Genomic DNA, 15,353 nt, shown 5'->3' with positions numbered 1-15,353 from the left:
ATCTTTTTAGGGATTGTTTTTAGACGTATCCCAAGTGGAACTTGAGACTTCGCAAAGGGAAGGGCTATTTATACAATAGCACGTTTTATATTTAACTTGCTTGCTGGGTTTCGATGTGTTGCCAATATTTGATTTGTCCGTCTTGATGGCAGTGCAGGATGCCGAACCATTCTAGGCGTTCGAGATTTTCGGAAATTGCATTTTTATATCTATTCCCGTTTTTAAATTGGGCGGCGATTTGGGCGATCGTCCAAGGGTTGTTGCTGGTGCGGAGGAGGTCGCGTATGGCGGCGAGTTGGTCTTTGGGTTGTTTGGGGAAGGTTTTGACTTCGGCTGGGGAGATCGCTACTTCTTCACTTTCGCCAACACCTTCGATGATGGTTTGGGTGCGGACTTCGTTGGGTGCTTGGTATTCGGGACGGAGCCAGCGTATATGTCCGTTACGTTCTTCTTCGGCGCGTTGGGCGTTGAGGGTGACTAGGCGATCGAGGATGATTTCGGTGAGACTTTCACCCGATAGGTTGTCAAGCCCCCTAAATCCCCCAATACTGGGGGACTTTGACTGATTGGAGGGTTCTGTTCCCCCCAGAATTGGGGGGCTAGGGGGGCTATCAGTTGATTGAGAGTCGGTAAGACCCTCACCCGATAGGTTGTCAAGCCCCCTAAATCCCCCAATACTGGGGGACTTTGACTCATGGAATGGTTCTGTTCCCCCCAGAATTGGGGGGCTAGGGGGGCTATCAGTAATCTGATGGAGAGAAGATGGTTTCAAATCTTCCCATCCGTAGGCTTCTAGTACAGCGTTGTCTAGTTCGTCGTGGATTTGTTTGAGGGTGGAGACTAGGGCTTTGTTGTTGTATTCTCGATCTTTGTCGGTGAAGTCTTCGCCTTTGCGGAGTTTTTCGAGGAGGTTATACATTCCTGTTATCGTGATTTCGGGATGTTGGGCTTGGACTTGTTTGCGATGGCGATCGAGTCTTTCGCCTAGTTGTCGAATTTTTTCTTTTTGTTCTAATGTTGCATCTGGGAAAGGGAATGCTTCAAAGCAATGAGATTTAATATATCTAGGACGATCTTCAAGGGTTGCACCAACAGCTAAAGCCCAAGTCAAATGTATATAGCTACTTAGAATTCCAAGATGATAAGCATCTTCAATTGCGATCACAACAATACTAATTTCCGATCTAACGTCAGAGTCTAAAAAAGTAAAAACACGATGCTTAGATGTGAGGACTGTAGCAATGTAGCGATTAATTCCTGCGATTGAGTTTCTTACTTTTTCATTACTACGTCTTGGCAACCACCAATACTTTCTCAACTTTGGATCAGGATTTGTTTGTCTTTCGGGATAAACTCTTTCAAATAGATGTTGATAGATTTTAGGAAAATCTTGAATTAAAGTATTTTCGGATAGATCTAGAGTGTCAACTATCCAAAGATTTCGGCATCTATCAGTTAAATCACGCCCATTCACTACAGGAAAAATAAGTGACTTACTACTTGGTTCAGAAGTAATTAATTGTTGATATTCTTGCTCATCTAATAAAAATCCACGTCCACCAACCGTTAAACCAGTATTTGCAACTTTTGAATTTGCTTGTAAAGAGATTGCTTTCGTAACAGAAGCTCCTATTGTCAAATTTGCCTGAATCTTACCAATGCTACTCTTAAAATCTAATTGAATTTCCGTATCTTCAGAAGCATCAAGATACTCTTCTCTAATTACTTCCAACAATCTTCCATCACTATTTCTTAGTACTCCTGCTGTCATTGAAATGCGTACATTAGCATCGTTTACACCATCTACCCAAGGATGATCTGGAATAGCAAAAATAAGAGAAATTGATTCTTTGCCTGCTTCAAGATGAGTTTGTGTCACTCGTCGATTATAAGTTTGACGTAAAGAGTTAGTCGATATAAATCCAAAAGCTTTAATCTTGTTTTGACGAGTTAAGTGAGCAGCTTGATCCCACCAATACATTACTAAATCAGCAGAGTCTGGAATGTCTTTATGAGTTGCTCTCAAGGCTTGGACATAGCCATCTCCAAGCGCTTCACGCATATTTATTTTTCCAATAAAAGGAGGATTAGAAACGATGTAATCAGCCTCTTGCCACACCGCAGGACGCGGATTTATGTAGCGATAGATGGGAACCTGATCCGACGGATCAGGCACATCCTCACCCGTCACAGGATGCCTCATCGTCCGCCCACCCCAACGACTCCGAACCTTACCCGTCTTCGCATCCACATCAAGCTCCCGCCCATCATAAGCCAACACCGCATCCCGAAACTCGATATTATGAAAATCCTGCAAAATTGGCTCAGGTGGAGGCGTAGTCCCATAACGTTTAAAATGCCACTGCAAATAACCAATCCAAATCACCAACTCCGCGATCGCTGCCGCCCTTGGATTAATCTCAATACCCAAAAATTGCGAAGGATTCACCTGCTTTCGCCCCGCCAAACGCGGATCGAACTCCTCTAATAAATCCGTCGTCACCTTCCCCAACACATCCAAAAGCCGCATCTGCACCTCCTGCTCCAACGTCTTGATCAAATCCAACGTCACATACAAGAAATTGCCAGAACCGCAAGCAGGATCGAGAATCTGCACCCCTTGCAAACGCTCCAAAAACGCCCGAATCTCCACCGCCGCCTTATCCCTTTGCGCCTTAGTTGGTTCCTCCTGCCCATCCTTCAGCACCAAAAGTCGATTAACCTCTGTCTCAACCAAAAGCCACTCCTCCCGCAAAGGTTCCATCACCACAGGACGCACCAACCTCTCCACATACGATCGCGGCGTATAATGCGCCCCCAATCGACTGCGCTCCTTCTTTTCTAAAGCCCGTTCCAACAAAGTCCCAAAAATCGCAGGCTCCACCTCGCGCCAATCCTTTTGCGCCGCCTCATACAACACCTCTAGCTGCTCCCTCGGCAAATCAAAGGCGATCGCATTCGCAAAGAAACTGCCATTAAACTGGGGAATCGCATCAAAATTGAATTTCCCACCCGTATTCATCACCTTCCACAAATCCTCAATCTCAGCTTTAAATCGATTCGGTTCAGGAATCCAGCGCTCCTGTAACGCCCGCGTAAAAATCTCCCCCTGCAACAACCGCACATCCTCCGCAAACATCGTAAAAATGCAGCGCATCAAAAAATTCGCCACCTCCTGTGGTTCCTTACCCTGCTCCTCTAGCCACTTCGCCAACTTCGCCAAAGTCCCCGCCACCTCTCGCGTCACCCGCGCCCGATACTTCTCAGGATTCAGGCTTTGCGGATCGCTAAAAATTGCCACAAAGCGATCGAAAACCTTCTCATCCAATAGGCGATCAAGCGCAATTACTTCCCGCGCTCCATAGCCGCCATAGTTGCCACTAAAGCTCATCCATAGCTCAAAATGCGAACCAATATCACAAGTCATCAAAAACGGCGGCTTGCTATTTAAAAACGGCGTATAGCTCAAAGCCTGATAAAAAGCCTTCTCCATCATCCGCAAATAACTCTCAGTCCCCCGCTTCGGCGAACTTTGCTTAGGCTTATCACTCCCCTGTTTCGCTTCAATTAAGAAATGTCCCTCCCGATGGAAATCCACAAAATTTGTCTTGATTCCTTCCTTATGAAAAACCTTAATCTCCTTATCAAAACAGTAAGGATCACCCTGCATAGTCCCCTTCGGAATCGGACGCTCCACACCCAACGCCACACACAAATCATCAAAAAAAGTCTGATAATTAGCCCGCTCATTTCCCTGTGAGCCTTGCCATTTAGCTAAAAATCCCTGAATATTAGTGCGATCGCGATCGTTCATGACAACTACTGAAACTTTCGGATGATTCTAGCATTTTTGTATCCAAATCAGAGCGATGTCCTTTTGCAAAGATTAGCAGAGATTATTTGATGCGATCGCCCCTTGAAATATCGTTTCTAGTTAAAGTTCTAAATACCTAACCAAAATCTGTTGTATCTCTTCCAATTGATTCGGATCTACTTGACCAAGACATTGAATCAATCTTCGTTTATCAAAAGTCATCGGATCGACACAGACCACAAAACTATTACTGCTAAGTCCATTTGTAATAGAAGGAACCAAAGGCACAATTACTGGAAGTAAGCGATCGCTAGGATTAGCAGAAGTAATCGGTAACACAGTTACCTTACTACGCTGATTAAAAGCAGTACCAGAGATAATCACCGCAGGACGCGTTTTGCGAATTTCTGTACCAATCGAAGGATCGAAACTAACTAACCAGATACTTCCCAATCGATAATCGCCGCTTGCTGCCATGCTGCATCCTCATCATTTGTCAATTCATCCAACAACAAACAAGCCTCAACCATCGCCTGCTTTTCCTGCTGCTTCCGCCATGCTTGCAGTAACCCCTCAATGAGCCGACTACGATTTTCTACGCGATCATCAACGTAATGGACTAACTCATCTGGAAGAGAAATAGATACTTTCATAACTATTTTGTACTACTCACAATACTACTGATGGTAGCACAAAACAAAAAGCGATCGCCTTTTGGAGAGATGCTTAGTGCGATCGGATTAAAAAGAGCGATCAGCCTAAATCTATAATGCCAGCAAAATTACCCGTGAGACTAAAATTAATAGCGCCAATGGCAGACTCCATCGCAAAAAATTTGTTATTTCCGCAACCACATATTTGCCACCAAAAAATCTTTCCATTGCTGGATTCATGATCGTAAAGTTGATGGATAAACCTAAAAACTGGAAGGCAAATCCCAACCAAAGAACTTGAAAAAATACATTGTCGATACTTAATGCTGGATATCGGATCGATATAGTGAAACTGAGCGCCACCATCGTCAAAATGCTGCCTGACCAAGCGGAAATTCGTTTGTCCAAGTCAGCATTACTCCATAGAGCGATGATGGTTGGTACGAGCAACACTAAAGACAGAGGGATAAATACTCCTGGAATATGACTAGTCGGAATCCGTTTTACCATAGTTTGGGCTACTAATTGAGGATGGGATTCTCCATCTAAACCCTTAAAGTTAGAGAATAAGAAGTTAACATCACCAGTATGCCAACCTGATAATTGAATTTCCTGCGGTATACCAGAAAAATCAATGTCATCCTGAGTCTGCCAAAAAACAACTTTATTACTGTTGTACCTAGATATCAGGCGAATTGGTAAAACCTGTTGATCAAAAGGGAAATCCGCCAACTTATACTTAGCTTCAAACGTAGCAGTTAATCGCTGAAGATATACGACAGAACCATTAGCGTTTAAATATAATTCTGATTCAGATTTTAGTGGCTTTTCCGCCAAATTAGCGATCGCGATTTGGGGATTCCAGATATTAGCGAGCTTAGCGATCGCCTCTTCGGCAATGAAACTCTGTTCAGTAACACCCGTGTTTTTGGGATCAAAAGCTTGATTAGGATTCTGCCAACGTAAACGTAGATCAATATCTGCGGAGAACGTACCCGCAGCATCAGTTATTTTTGAGATGTTGTTAATCACTAAAGCAACCTCGACCTTAATCGGCTTTGGGACATTGCTTGGAAAAGCATTATTCGGCACAGTGACATTTGGCTTCACAGCAACAATGGGAGCAGATTCTTGAGAATAGCCACTTGCGGCTCCTATCCCTACAATCAATAGTAAGCAAAGCCCTAGCGTAAATAGAAAACGACGGAGATTAATCATTGATTTTTAGCTATTCTTGCTCTATCCATTAATGTCTTGTTTTAATCCAATTAATCTTTGTTGGATTAGTTCCAAACTTCTAGCAATTTTCCCAACTTCATCCCGACGAGAGGCAAGATCATCTATAGGTTTAGCAACATCATCGATCGCCATACTCGTGATGCAATTACCAACAGCAATCATCGGTCGCATCAATAATCCATTAAATAAAATCGTCGCTGTTCCACCTAAAATGATTACAGCAAATAATGAAATGACCATAGCATTAATGAGAACAGCATTAGCCTGTCTGGTTAAGCCTTCAAAGCTTTTTCCAGCAACAACTACACCTATTTTCTTGCCTTTAAAGTCTAGTAGTTGTACTAGAGCAATACCATAGTCAAAACCATCAATTTTTTGCAATTTTAAAGTCGTATCGTTGACCTTCCGCAACAAATCAGGGGAAACGAGCGATCGCACCACACTCCAGTTAGTAGAACTTTCATTGCGTAAGCCCCCAATCACGCGATCGCTTTCGGGTGCAGGAAGTCCAGTCGCGACTTTCGTCATTAGATCGTTGTCAATAAATACTCCCAATTCAAAACCAGTTACTTGTTTGACCGCATCTAAAACACCGTTAAAACTCATGCCGACCTCAAAACTACCAATCGCCCCTTGAGCATCAGCTATTGGTACAACCCCACGAATATTTAATCCATGCCGACTTATTTCAACCCCACTTTGCGGTTCCTGTTTTTGATTGGTGATTAAGACTGTTTCGCGAAAACTACTCATATCTTCGCCATATTTTTTGAGGTAAAATAAACGCAAAAATGATGTTGCTGGTGCTAAGTGGAAATGGGCTTCACGAACATCATAGCGATCGCGTTGAATCACAAAAGCGGGTAGAAGTATCTGAGCTAATTGATCACGATCTCTTGCCCGAAAAGCCTGTTGCACTGAAGGAAGTGATGCAACCATTTCTGCCCTAGACAAAGCTTTTTTTGTGTGCTCCTCAGTATATTTTTGAATTAAAGTAACCGTTGTGTTTAGTTCTGCTTTTTGATTATTCTCAATTGATTGTAAAGCAGTGGCATAAAAGAATAATGACAATGACAGCGATGTAATCAAAGCAACTAAAGTAATCAGTAATGGAACTTTAATCCTTAACTGCATGAACCCACCCGAGAAAATTTCAAAATAATTTCCGCAATTATAACAGCTAATTTCCACGTAACCTTAGCTGTTATATTCTCTTGCTAAATGTCAATTCAGCAATTCTCATTATAAAAAAGCAATCTCTATAATGAGAATTGCTGACATCAATTCTCGAAAGTAAGTAATACCAATTCACGAAAGTGTGGCAACACTTTTGTGAATTGAAAACCAAACCCAGTAAGAGTTTTAAAAACACAAAATGGCGTAGCCATTTTGTGTTTTAGTATAACTATTTTGAACTTTGGGATGATACTAAGCTCAGCTAATACTCATGCAAACAAGTGTCGGTACATTTGTCTGCATGGGTATAGGGCTAAAAATCATTTGAGGCTTAGTATTTCAAGTCAAGTTTCAAGATTCCAGAAATACGCCCATCTTGCGGAACTTTTGATAACGTAGCTCTTGTAAATCTTCCACAGGCAATTTACTTAAGCGATCGAGATTTTCGACTAGGGCAGCTTTGAGATTTTCCGCCGCCTGTAGTGGCAGACGGTGCGCCCCACCCAAAGGCTCATCAATCACATAATCGACAATGCCCAAACGCTTCAAGTCAGGAGCCGTGATTTTTAACGCTTCCGCCGCCTTGCCAGCCTTTGCCGAGTCGCGCCACAAAATTGCTGCACAAGCCTCAGGAGTCGCCACCGTATAGACCGAGTTTTCAAACATCATGATGTGATCGCCAATGCCAATCCCCAAGGCTCCACCCGATCCGCCTTCACCAATCACTGTGCAGATAATTGGTACACCTAGACCAAACATTTGTCGTAAATTTGCGGCGATCGCCTCGCCTTGTCCCTGCTCTTCCGCCGACACTCCAGGATATGCCCCAGGGGTATCAATCAAGGTAATAATTGGCAATTTAAAGCGATTTGCATGATCCATCAATCGCGCCGCCTTGCGATACCCCCCTGGGGAAGCCATGCCAAAGTTACGGGTCATGTTGTCCTTAGTGTCTCGCCCCTTTTGATGCCCCAAAATTACCACAGGGCGATCATTGATTCTAGCGATACCACCTACTAATGCTGGGTCATCATTGCCTCTGCGATCGCCATGTAGCTCCATCCACTCATCGGTAATGGCTTGCACATAGTCAAGGGTGCTAGGGCGACGGGGATGCCTTGCGATCTGCATCCGTTGCATCGCACCTAATCCCGAAAAAATCTCTCGCCGTAAAAGCTCGGCACGCTGCTCTAAAAGCTGGATCTGACCAACCATATCCACATCGTTGTCATTCGCGAGTTCGCGGATTTGGGCGATACGGTTTTCTAGTTCAACGATGGGCTTTTCAAAGTCAAGCAGGATTTGGCGATCGGCCATGATGCAATTTTGTATAGTAGATACCAATTCTCAGATTAGCAGACAAAGGGCTAGTTAGTAGCGTTTGTAAAACCCATATCAAATTAGAAAGCTTTCATATCTTATCGATTGACAGCGTTTACTAGACGCTTAGTTTCACCTTTTGCTTCTGTGAGTAGATCATTCCAATCATCTGGAGGGTGACCATTTTCGAGCATCTTTTTAAAAACTCGATAGGCATCTGTATTGCTTTCATAGGATCGCTTAGAACCCTCATCATTTACCCAAGCAAAAATAATAATTTTGCTCTCCAGATGATATCGAAAAAATAATCGGTACTGCTGAAAAAATTTTGCTCGAAACCAATGCTTATACTCGCTGCCAAGCGTCGCACCTTGGCGATATTCGCTACGGGTGGGATCTTGAGGAATGACATCAAATGCTAATTTAGCGATCGCCGCTAAACGCTTTGTAGCATTTTTCTGATGGTAATCATTGGGATATTTCTGTAGTAATCCTTCGACTTGTTGTAACAGTGATTCCAACTGATCTAGAAAAAGAGAATGGGCAAATATGTTCCATCCATTGATTACTAACGGCTGATTGGTAGACAAATCTATTCATCCTCATCCGTAAGGGGCGCATCCAGATCTATCTCTATATCAGCCACTAAAGCCTGAACACGACTTACTAGAGCGGTGCTTAAAACTTTTACATGTTGAGGATTTTTTTCGATATCTTGAGCAAGAAAATTCAGAAATTGTCCAATGATGGGATCGCTATCGGTTTGGTCAGCACGCGAAATTACAACCCGACCATCCGACTCAATCGTGTAACAGATTTTATCCCTTTTATTTAATCCCAACGCTTTACGAATCGGATCAGGAATGGTGGTCTGATAGCGATCGGTAAGGGTAGATTCTGAACATGGGGCTAGGGTGACAGTCATAGCAATTTTTAAATCTGTCGATATAATGCCTTCTCAAAAGTAATGCAGTTGCATTGTCTTGTCAACGCTTAAAAAATAGACAATCTGAACATCTATTGGCTCCAATGTACTGTTAAGAGCCTTTCTGCAACTAACGGATTATTGCCTTATGAAAAAGCAACCAAATTAACCAGCCAATTTGGTGAATTATCACAATTGCCCAAAACACAACTTGATACGATTTTTTGCGGTTTTTATGATGCAGTTGATGTTGGGCTATAAATCCTCCTAACCATCCACCGATTAGCTCAAATAAATGTAGTGTTGCTTCTGATGTTCTCCATTTTCTATTTTCTGCCCGATACTTGTCATCTGCATACAAAACAAATGTGATCGGATTTATTCCAACGTAAAGAATAAGAGGGATTAAGTTCACTAGCGGCAGTATGGGGGCTGTTCTCCATGCGAAGTGAATAGAGCCAACCAACGGTAAAATTGATATTAGCAACATCCTTATGAATGGGAAAACAGATTTTTGGTTGGTTACTGATGGTTTCCCCTTGTTTTTTGCTCCTAAAATGAAAGCATTACTCGCACAAACTTTGCCATTTTTAGCGGCAACATAGTAATAAATTGTGTCTCCTATCTGTGGGCGACGATTTGAATCTTTAATTTCAGAGATATGTAGAAAAATATCTTGACTTCCATCTACAGACTGAATAAAACCAAATCCCTGATCATCTTTCCATTTTATAAGCTGCCCATTCCGCAAGCCAGATTTCATTCAGCAATACCATAGTTATCTAAAGATTACAATTTACCATATAGGTACAAAGGTTTGTTTCCCTGCCGAAAGCAGGGAAACAAACCCATACTTCACTAGACTGATATTTTCAGAAAAAACTTGCTAAGGAATGAAAATTAATTAACTTGTGCAATTAAAACCAAAATTTGTAGTGGCGGGCGAAGCCCGCCACTACAAATTTTGGTTTTAATTAATTTTCATTCCTAACAATAGGAAGAACGCAATAGGTTCTAAAACTGTATAGTTAAATAAAGGTTTTGATTAAGAAATGTGATGGCGCTAACACTCGATGCGGATGTAATTGTAATTGGCTCAGGGATTGGTGGCTTAGTCACCGCGACGCAATTGGCGGCGAAGGGGGCAAGCGTAATTGTCCTAGAGCGCTACTTGATTGCGGGGGGGAGTGGCGGCTATTTTGAGCGCAATGGCTACCGCTTTGATGTGGGCGCATCGATGATCTTTGGCTTTGGCGATCGCGGTACGACAAATCTCCTCACCCGTGCGCTAGCAGCGGTGAATATGAAAATGGAGACAATTCCCGACCCTGTGCAGATCCATTACCATTTGCCAAACAATCTCGAAATCGAAGTACATCGTGATTATGAACAGTTTATTAAAGAATTAGCCGATCGCTTTCCCCATGAGCGTGAGGGGATTCGTAAGTTTTACGATGAATGTTGGAAGATTTTTAATTGCTTAAATGCGATCGAGTTGCTGTCCCTCGAAGAATGGCGCTACTTGATGCGGGTATTTTTCCAGAATCCTTTTGCTTGCTTGGGGTTAGCTGCTTACTTACCGCAAAATGCAGGGGATATTGCTAAGAAATATATTCGCGATCCTGAGTTGTTGCAATTCATCGATATGGAATGCTATTGCTGGTCGGTGGTTCCTGCCGATCGCACGCCTGCAATTAATGCAGGGATGGTCTTTAGCGATCGCCATTATGGAGGAATTAACTACCCCGTTGGTGGTGTGGGTAAGATTGCCGAAAAATTAGCGGAAGGGTTGGACAAAGCGGGTGGTGAAATTCGCTATGGGGCAAGAGTGACCCAGATTATTCCTAAAGCAAAGTCTGGTAAAGGTGCGATCGGTGTGAAGCTAGCGAATGGTGAAATTCTCTATGCTAAGAAAGTCGTTTCTAATGCCACACGCTGGGATACCTTTGGGAACTTGCTCAAGGATGAACCTTTGCCCAGTGGAGAAAAAGGATGGCAATCACGCTATCAAAAGTCCCCTAGTTTCTTGAGTTTACATCTCGGCGTGGAAGCTTCTGCTATTCCTGATGATGCAGCTTGTCACCATATCTTGCTCGAAGATTGGAATGATATGCAAAAGGAACAAGGCACAATTTTTGTCTCAATTCCTACATTACTCGATCGCTCCCTTGCACCAAATGGTCATCACATTGTGCATACCTTTACACCTAGTTGGATGAGTGAGTGGGAAGGTTTATCTGCTTCGGAATATGAAGACAAGAAAAATGAAGCTGCTAGAAAATTATGCGATCGCCTGTTAGCGATTTTCCCGAAACTAGAAGAGTGTATGGACTATCAAGAAGTCGGTACACCCCGAAGCCATCGCCGTTTCCTCGGTCGTGCCGATGGAACCTATGGACCAATCCCTGCGGGTAAGCCTTTAGGACTTTTGGGAATGCCTTTTAATCGGACTTCTATTCCCGATTTATATTGTGTGGGTGATAGTACTTTCCCAGGTCAAGGTTTAAATGCTGTAGCATTTTCTGGATTTGCTTGCGGTCATTTGGTTGCTTCTTCTTTGGGACTAGTCTAATGATTTTCATTGGGCAAGATGCCAAGCTCCTCAATCTTTATAGGTGAAATCAAGAATATTATGAATTACCGAAATTACATCACGATTGAACCAAATAAGCGCAGTGGTAAACCATGTGTGCGTGGTTTGCGAATTACAGTTTATGAGGTGCTTGAGTACCTAGCATCTGATATGACTGAGGCAGAAATACTCGAAGATTTCCCCGACCTAACACGAGAAGATTTTAAAGCTTGTATTGCATACGCGGCTGACCGCGAACGTCGGTTTATGACAGTGCCAATATCCGCATGAAATTATTTTTGCTTTGGATAGAATCTAGATCGCATTCAACAAACCTTTAGCAGATAGGTTGTTAGTGTGATCGTCTAGAATTCACGATTCATAGTACTAGCAATCACCTAAAGCAAATCTTTTAAAACGTATATCGTTGAGGCGATCATATTTAACTTAGAGTAAAATTTGTGACTTGTCTTTAGTAGCGAAATTAACCCACATTTATGTATGAACATTTAGAACCTCTTAAGCAAAAGTTGTTACTATTGAGTATTTCCACCCCACCCTTTCCGTGGAAGTTTGTGGCATCAGTGGCTATAGGTGGTTTACGTTCAGTTGGTTTTGATAGAAACTCTGATAGCCTTCTAGTCGTATCTTCTCAAGGGCGAGGTGTTCTCGATTGCATTACAGGAACGAAAACAGCCAGAGATTATAATGAATACTATAAAAACGAAGTATGTCTGGAAGCTGAAGGTATTGGTACTTTGAGTAATAAAATTATAAGAATGTCTGGTCTATTTGGAGGTGGATTGCCTGTTAGTACCGAAGACGGATGGAGACTTGAATCAATTACCCTAAGATGGCCAGAACAAATGATTATTTTAATTCCCCCAGATTCATCTATCTATGATAATCCTTCTAGTTACCCAAATACCATAACTAAAGTTGCCGAAGAATTATGTATTATGGCTTATGGATTTTCTAATACTGGACAATCATTAATCGTAGCTACAACTAGTGAGATAAATATTTTCAATAGAGTGGCATTATGAAGAAATGTTTACGTATAGCATTTCGGAGTTTGATGGATAGATTGAAAGTTAATAAAAATTGAAGAAATATTGTTTTTTACGGCAATCTTTCTGCAATTTGGGTGAGATTAACTGCATAGCCGCCTGTGACAAAATAAACAACATCAGCGATCGCACCAATTTTACGACTCAGACTACCAAGGTGATCGCCTACAGTAAAATCTTTAGCTGATGGATAATTAAGGCGATCTTGATTGGCTTAAAGTAAGATCTAATTTTGTCTAGATATTCCTGATGAGTATGAGTATATGGAACCAGAACTAGTAGATTTACTCAAGAAAAAAGTACTACCATTGCTAGGAACCTCTTAATAGAAGCTATTTTTAAAAATTTCCTGATTTCATATCACCAAGCATCCATCTTCCATATAAATAATGCGATCGGCGAGATCAAGGATGCGATTATCGTGAGTCACAAGGAGAATCGTACAGCCTTGCTGTTTGGCTAATTTCTCCATAATCTCCACTACATCGCGCCCCGATTTTTTATCCAAAGCCGCTGTAGGCTCATCAGCAAGAATTATTTTTGGTTGTCCCACCAAAGCACGGGCGATCGCTACTCTTTGTTTTTGTCCTCCCGACAGATCACTAGGATAGTAATCCAATCGATGAGATAAACCCACAGAATCTAAAACATCTCGAATCCGTCGATCTGCTTCTTCCTCTGTCACATCATGGAGTTCTAGTGCCATTTCCACATTTTGATAAACCGTGAGGAAGTTCAAGAGATTATGGGCTTGGAAAATATAGCCAATATTGCGACGAATCAGCGTCATTTGGTCAGGAATAGAATTAAGTAATTCCTGTTCGAGAATCTTAAGACTACCTTCTTGAGGCGATCGCAAACCGCCCATGAGCGTGAGCAAAGTCGTTTTCCCCGAACCCGAAGGTCCCGTCATAATCACAATCTCCCCGCGATCGATTTGCAGATTTATATCAAACAAAACCTGCTTACGGAGAACATCCTGACCGTAGTAGTGATTTAGTTGCGTTACGGAAATAGCAAATTGCGAGGACATTGTTTTGGAATTACGAATTATCAATTACGAATTATCAATTACGAATTACGAATCAAAAAATGTCCGCAGGATCGGCTGTTTGAATTTTTCTTACAGCTACGGCGGCGGAAACGGAACACATAATGGCGGTTAGGACGAATACAAACGTAATGCGTCCTGCATCCATTGCCATTGGTAAGAGAGTGGCGATATGGGTGATTTCATAAATACCCCATGCCATCGCTGTAGCGGGAATAAAGCCTAGGACAGCGAGGATGAGGGATTCTTGGAAGACGACTATTAATAAATAGCGATCGCGGAATCCCATCGCTTTGAGGGTGGCGTATTCGGGTAAATGGTCGGTGACATCGCTATAGAGAATTTGATAAACGATCACGGCTCCGACGATAAAGGCGATTACGACACCGAGATCAAAGGTATAGCCCACAGGCGTACTTGCATTCCAAAAGGCTACTTCGGCTTTAGCGAAATCTTGTTTCGTCATGACTTTGACATCGTTGGGAAGGAGCGATCGCAATTCTGCTAGGACTTTATTGACATCGGCATCGGGCTTGATCTTGACTACGCCAATATCGATTAGTCCGCCTTGGCGCGATCGCACCATGCGTAAAAAGTTAATATCGCTAGTGACGAGATGGGCATTAATGCCGAAGGTGGGGCTGAGTTGAAATAGTCCACGCACTTGAAATTGGCGTTCGTCAATTTCCGTAACGATGGATTCGCCTGTTTGAAAGTTTTTGGCGATCGCCCCAAATTCATTCCGCGATCCAGAATTAAAGAGCAATGTATCGGGTTCGCGCAGTTTTTGGCGATTCTCGGCAACTCCTTTGATATTTAAAACCTGATGTTCGGGATTAATGCCAATAGCATAAATATCCCAAATTTCTCTGTTATAGGGATTGCGCCATTGAATGAAGTTGAGATAAATCGGACTCACTGACTGCACTCCCGATAAGCCTGCGGCTTGGTAAAGGCGGCGATCTGTAAAGCGATCGAGGGAAATTAGCGATCGGTAGCGACTGCTCAAAATGACAATTTCGCCATTGATGCTGTGATGGAGTTCTACGGCACTGCTAAATAATGCGCCGCGAAATCCCATTTGTAAAAACATCAGCACATCCGCAAAACTAATTCCTGCGATCGCTACGAGTAAACGCACGCGCTCTTTCCGCAATTGCAACCAAGAAAGAAAAAGTGGTTTCTTCTTTTTGGATTTTGCTTTGACATCTATGCTCTTGTCTATAATTTGGGTCATAATTTTCTAGGTTTTAACTGATGTTGCGTGGAACTCAGATGATGAATATCTTGCTAGTAGCGAAGCAGGGCAACCACGGGGGGATTGCCCCTACAAAAAAAACAAAGGTTTCTGTAGATACTGTCTTGAGTACTAAAAAGTCAAGAGGGAATTTGAACAAAATTAGGATCGAAAGAACGCTGAGACTTGAGAACGCCAAAGACCTGTCGCAATAGCTTGTGCATGACCGCCCCAATGACAGACATTTTGGACTTACCCTTAGCCGTAAGGCGATCGCAGAAAGCGGCAATAGGGGA

14 protein-coding genes and 1 pseudogene are annotated in these 15,353 nt (G+C 42.6%); 3 read left to right on the top strand and 12 right to left on the bottom strand.

Features of this window, described 5'->3' with window-relative positions:
* Positions 1-91: 91 nt before the first annotated feature.
* The 9 genes from H6G05_RS20730 to H6G05_RS20690 all read right to left on the bottom strand — a co-directional run bounded on the left by H6G05_RS20730 (position 92) and on the right by H6G05_RS20690 (position 9,890).
* The gene (locus H6G05_RS20730) at positions 92-3,814 is read right to left on the bottom strand and encodes a class I SAM-dependent DNA methyltransferase (RefSeq protein WP_190581045.1); all 3,723 of its coding nucleotides are present in this window, start codon (positions 3,812-3,814) and stop codon (positions 92-94) included.
* 120 nt (positions 3,815-3,934) lie between these two features.
* Positions 3,935-4,291 carry a type II toxin-antitoxin system PemK/MazF family toxin gene (locus H6G05_RS20725; protein ID WP_190581043.1) on the bottom strand — a complete coding sequence of 119 codons (357 nt, stop codon included), beginning with the start codon at positions 4,289-4,291 and terminating at the stop codon, positions 3,935-3,937.
* Positions 4,249-4,467 (bottom strand): ribbon-helix-helix domain-containing protein, encoded by a 219-nt coding sequence (locus H6G05_RS20720; RefSeq protein ID WP_190581042.1) that lies wholly within the window; start codon positions 4,465-4,467, stop codon positions 4,249-4,251. The genes H6G05_RS20725 and H6G05_RS20720 overlap by 43 nt, the downstream gene beginning before the upstream one ends.
* Before the next feature lie 111 nt (positions 4,468-4,578).
* Entirely contained in the window at positions 4,579-5,685 is a 1,107-nt protein-coding gene (locus H6G05_RS20715; protein ID WP_190581040.1) for a ligand-gated ion channel, read from the bottom strand.
* A 21-nt stretch (positions 5,686-5,706) separates the two neighbouring features.
* Positions 5,707-6,840, bottom strand: coding sequence for a cache domain-containing protein (locus tag H6G05_RS20710; RefSeq protein WP_190581038.1), 1,134 nt, complete (start codon positions 6,838-6,840; stop codon positions 5,707-5,709).
* A 393-nt stretch (positions 6,841-7,233) separates the two neighbouring features.
* Positions 7,234-8,199, bottom strand: a complete 966-nt coding sequence (locus tag H6G05_RS20705) for an acetyl-CoA carboxylase carboxyltransferase subunit alpha (RefSeq protein ID WP_190581036.1) — start codon at positions 8,197-8,199, stop codon at positions 7,234-7,236.
* Positions 8,200-8,300: 101 nt separating this feature from the next.
* Positions 8,301-8,792, bottom strand: coding sequence for a type II toxin-antitoxin system YhaV family toxin (locus H6G05_RS20700; RefSeq protein WP_190581034.1), 492 nt, complete (start codon positions 8,790-8,792; stop codon positions 8,301-8,303).
* Between the two features lie 2 nt (positions 8,793-8,794).
* A complete protein-coding gene (locus H6G05_RS20695; RefSeq protein ID WP_190581032.1) occupies positions 8,795-9,127 on the bottom strand; it encodes a type II toxin-antitoxin system PrlF family antitoxin in 333 nt (110 codons plus the stop codon).
* A gap of 130 nt (positions 9,128-9,257) precedes the next feature.
* A complete protein-coding gene (locus tag H6G05_RS20690) occupies positions 9,258-9,890 on the bottom strand; it encodes a DUF1294 domain-containing protein (protein WP_190581030.1) in 633 nt (210 codons plus the stop codon).
* A gap of 294 nt (positions 9,891-10,184) precedes the next feature.
* Between H6G05_RS20690 and crtH the strand changes: the two genes are divergently transcribed.
* The 3 genes from crtH to H6G05_RS20675 all read left to right on the top strand — a co-directional run bounded on the left by crtH (position 10,185) and on the right by H6G05_RS20675 (position 12,745).
* Positions 10,185-11,699: a carotenoid isomerase gene (gene crtH / locus H6G05_RS20685; protein ID WP_190581028.1), complete on the top strand. Its 1,515-nt coding sequence runs from the start codon at positions 10,185-10,187 to the stop codon at positions 11,697-11,699.
* A 60-nt stretch (positions 11,700-11,759) separates the two neighbouring features.
* On the top strand, positions 11,760-11,990 hold the full coding sequence (locus tag H6G05_RS20680; protein WP_055077691.1) for a DUF433 domain-containing protein: 231 nt from the start codon (positions 11,760-11,762) through the stop codon (positions 11,988-11,990).
* Positions 11,991-12,196: 206 nt separating this feature from the next.
* A complete protein-coding gene (locus tag H6G05_RS20675) occupies positions 12,197-12,745 on the top strand; it encodes a hypothetical protein (RefSeq protein WP_190581026.1) in 549 nt (182 codons plus the stop codon).
* Positions 12,746-13,124: 379 nt separating this feature from the next.
* Here H6G05_RS20675 and H6G05_RS20670 read toward each other — a convergent pair whose 3' ends face one another.
* The 3 genes and pseudogenes from H6G05_RS20670 to H6G05_RS26060 form a co-directional block, all read right to left on the bottom strand.
* Positions 13,125-13,802, bottom strand: coding sequence for a DevA family ABC transporter ATP-binding protein (locus tag H6G05_RS20670; RefSeq protein WP_190581024.1), 678 nt, complete (start codon positions 13,800-13,802; stop codon positions 13,125-13,127).
* 52 nt (positions 13,803-13,854) lie between these two features.
* Positions 13,855-15,057, bottom strand: coding sequence for an ABC transporter permease DevC (gene devC, locus H6G05_RS20665; RefSeq protein ID WP_190581022.1), 1,203 nt, complete (start codon positions 15,055-15,057; stop codon positions 13,855-13,857).
* Positions 15,058-15,197: 140 nt separating this feature from the next.
* Positions 15,198-15,353 (bottom strand): annotated as a pseudogene (locus tag H6G05_RS26060) (IS110 family transposase); the annotation flags it as partial.

It is taken from the genome of Phormidium tenue FACHB-1050, from assembly GCF_014696925.1.
GTDB lineage: Bacteria > Cyanobacteriota > Cyanobacteriia > Pseudanabaenales > Pseudanabaenaceae > Pseudanabaena.
This window is presented reverse-complemented; position numbering and strand designations above follow the sequence as displayed.

What these genes read in the sequence shown, in the direction of transcription:
- H6G05_RS20710 (WP_190581038.1), bottom strand. Translation starts at nt 6,840, where the DNA reads ATGCAGTTAAGGATTAAAGTTCCATTACTGATTACTTTAGTTGCTTTG.
- H6G05_RS20670 (WP_190581024.1), bottom strand. Translation starts at nt 13,802, where the DNA reads ATGTCCTCGCAATTTGCTATTTCCGTAACGCAACTAAATCACTACTAC.
- crtH (WP_190581028.1), top strand. Translation starts at nt 10,185, where the DNA reads ATGGCGCTAACACTCGATGCGGATGTAATTGTAATTGGCTCAGGGATT.
- devC (WP_190581022.1), bottom strand. Translation starts at nt 15,057, where the DNA reads ATGACCCAAATTATAGACAAGAGCATAGATGTCAAAGCAAAATCCAAA.
- H6G05_RS20720 (WP_190581042.1), bottom strand. Translation starts at nt 4,467, where the DNA reads ATGAAAGTATCTATTTCTCTTCCAGATGAGTTAGTCCATTACGTTGAT.
- H6G05_RS20690 (WP_190581030.1), bottom strand. Translation starts at nt 9,890, where the DNA reads ATGAAATCTGGCTTGCGGAATGGGCAGCTTATAAAATGGAAAGATGAT.
- H6G05_RS20730 (WP_190581045.1), bottom strand. Translation starts at nt 3,814, where the DNA reads ATGAACGATCGCGATCGCACTAATATTCAGGGATTTTTAGCTAAATGG.
- H6G05_RS20695 (WP_190581032.1), bottom strand. Translation starts at nt 9,127, where the DNA reads ATGACTGTCACCCTAGCCCCATGTTCAGAATCTACCCTTACCGATCGC.
- H6G05_RS20675 (WP_190581026.1), top strand. Translation starts at nt 12,197, where the DNA reads ATGTATGAACATTTAGAACCTCTTAAGCAAAAGTTGTTACTATTGAGT.
- H6G05_RS20715 (WP_190581040.1), bottom strand. Translation starts at nt 5,685, where the DNA reads ATGATTAATCTCCGTCGTTTTCTATTTACGCTAGGGCTTTGCTTACTA.
- H6G05_RS20705 (WP_190581036.1), bottom strand. Translation starts at nt 8,199, where the DNA reads ATGGCCGATCGCCAAATCCTGCTTGACTTTGAAAAGCCCATCGTTGAA.
- H6G05_RS20725 (WP_190581043.1), bottom strand. Translation starts at nt 4,291, where the DNA reads ATGGCAGCAAGCGGCGATTATCGATTGGGAAGTATCTGGTTAGTTAGT.
- H6G05_RS20680 (WP_055077691.1), top strand. Translation starts at nt 11,760, where the DNA reads ATGAATTACCGAAATTACATCACGATTGAACCAAATAAGCGCAGTGGT.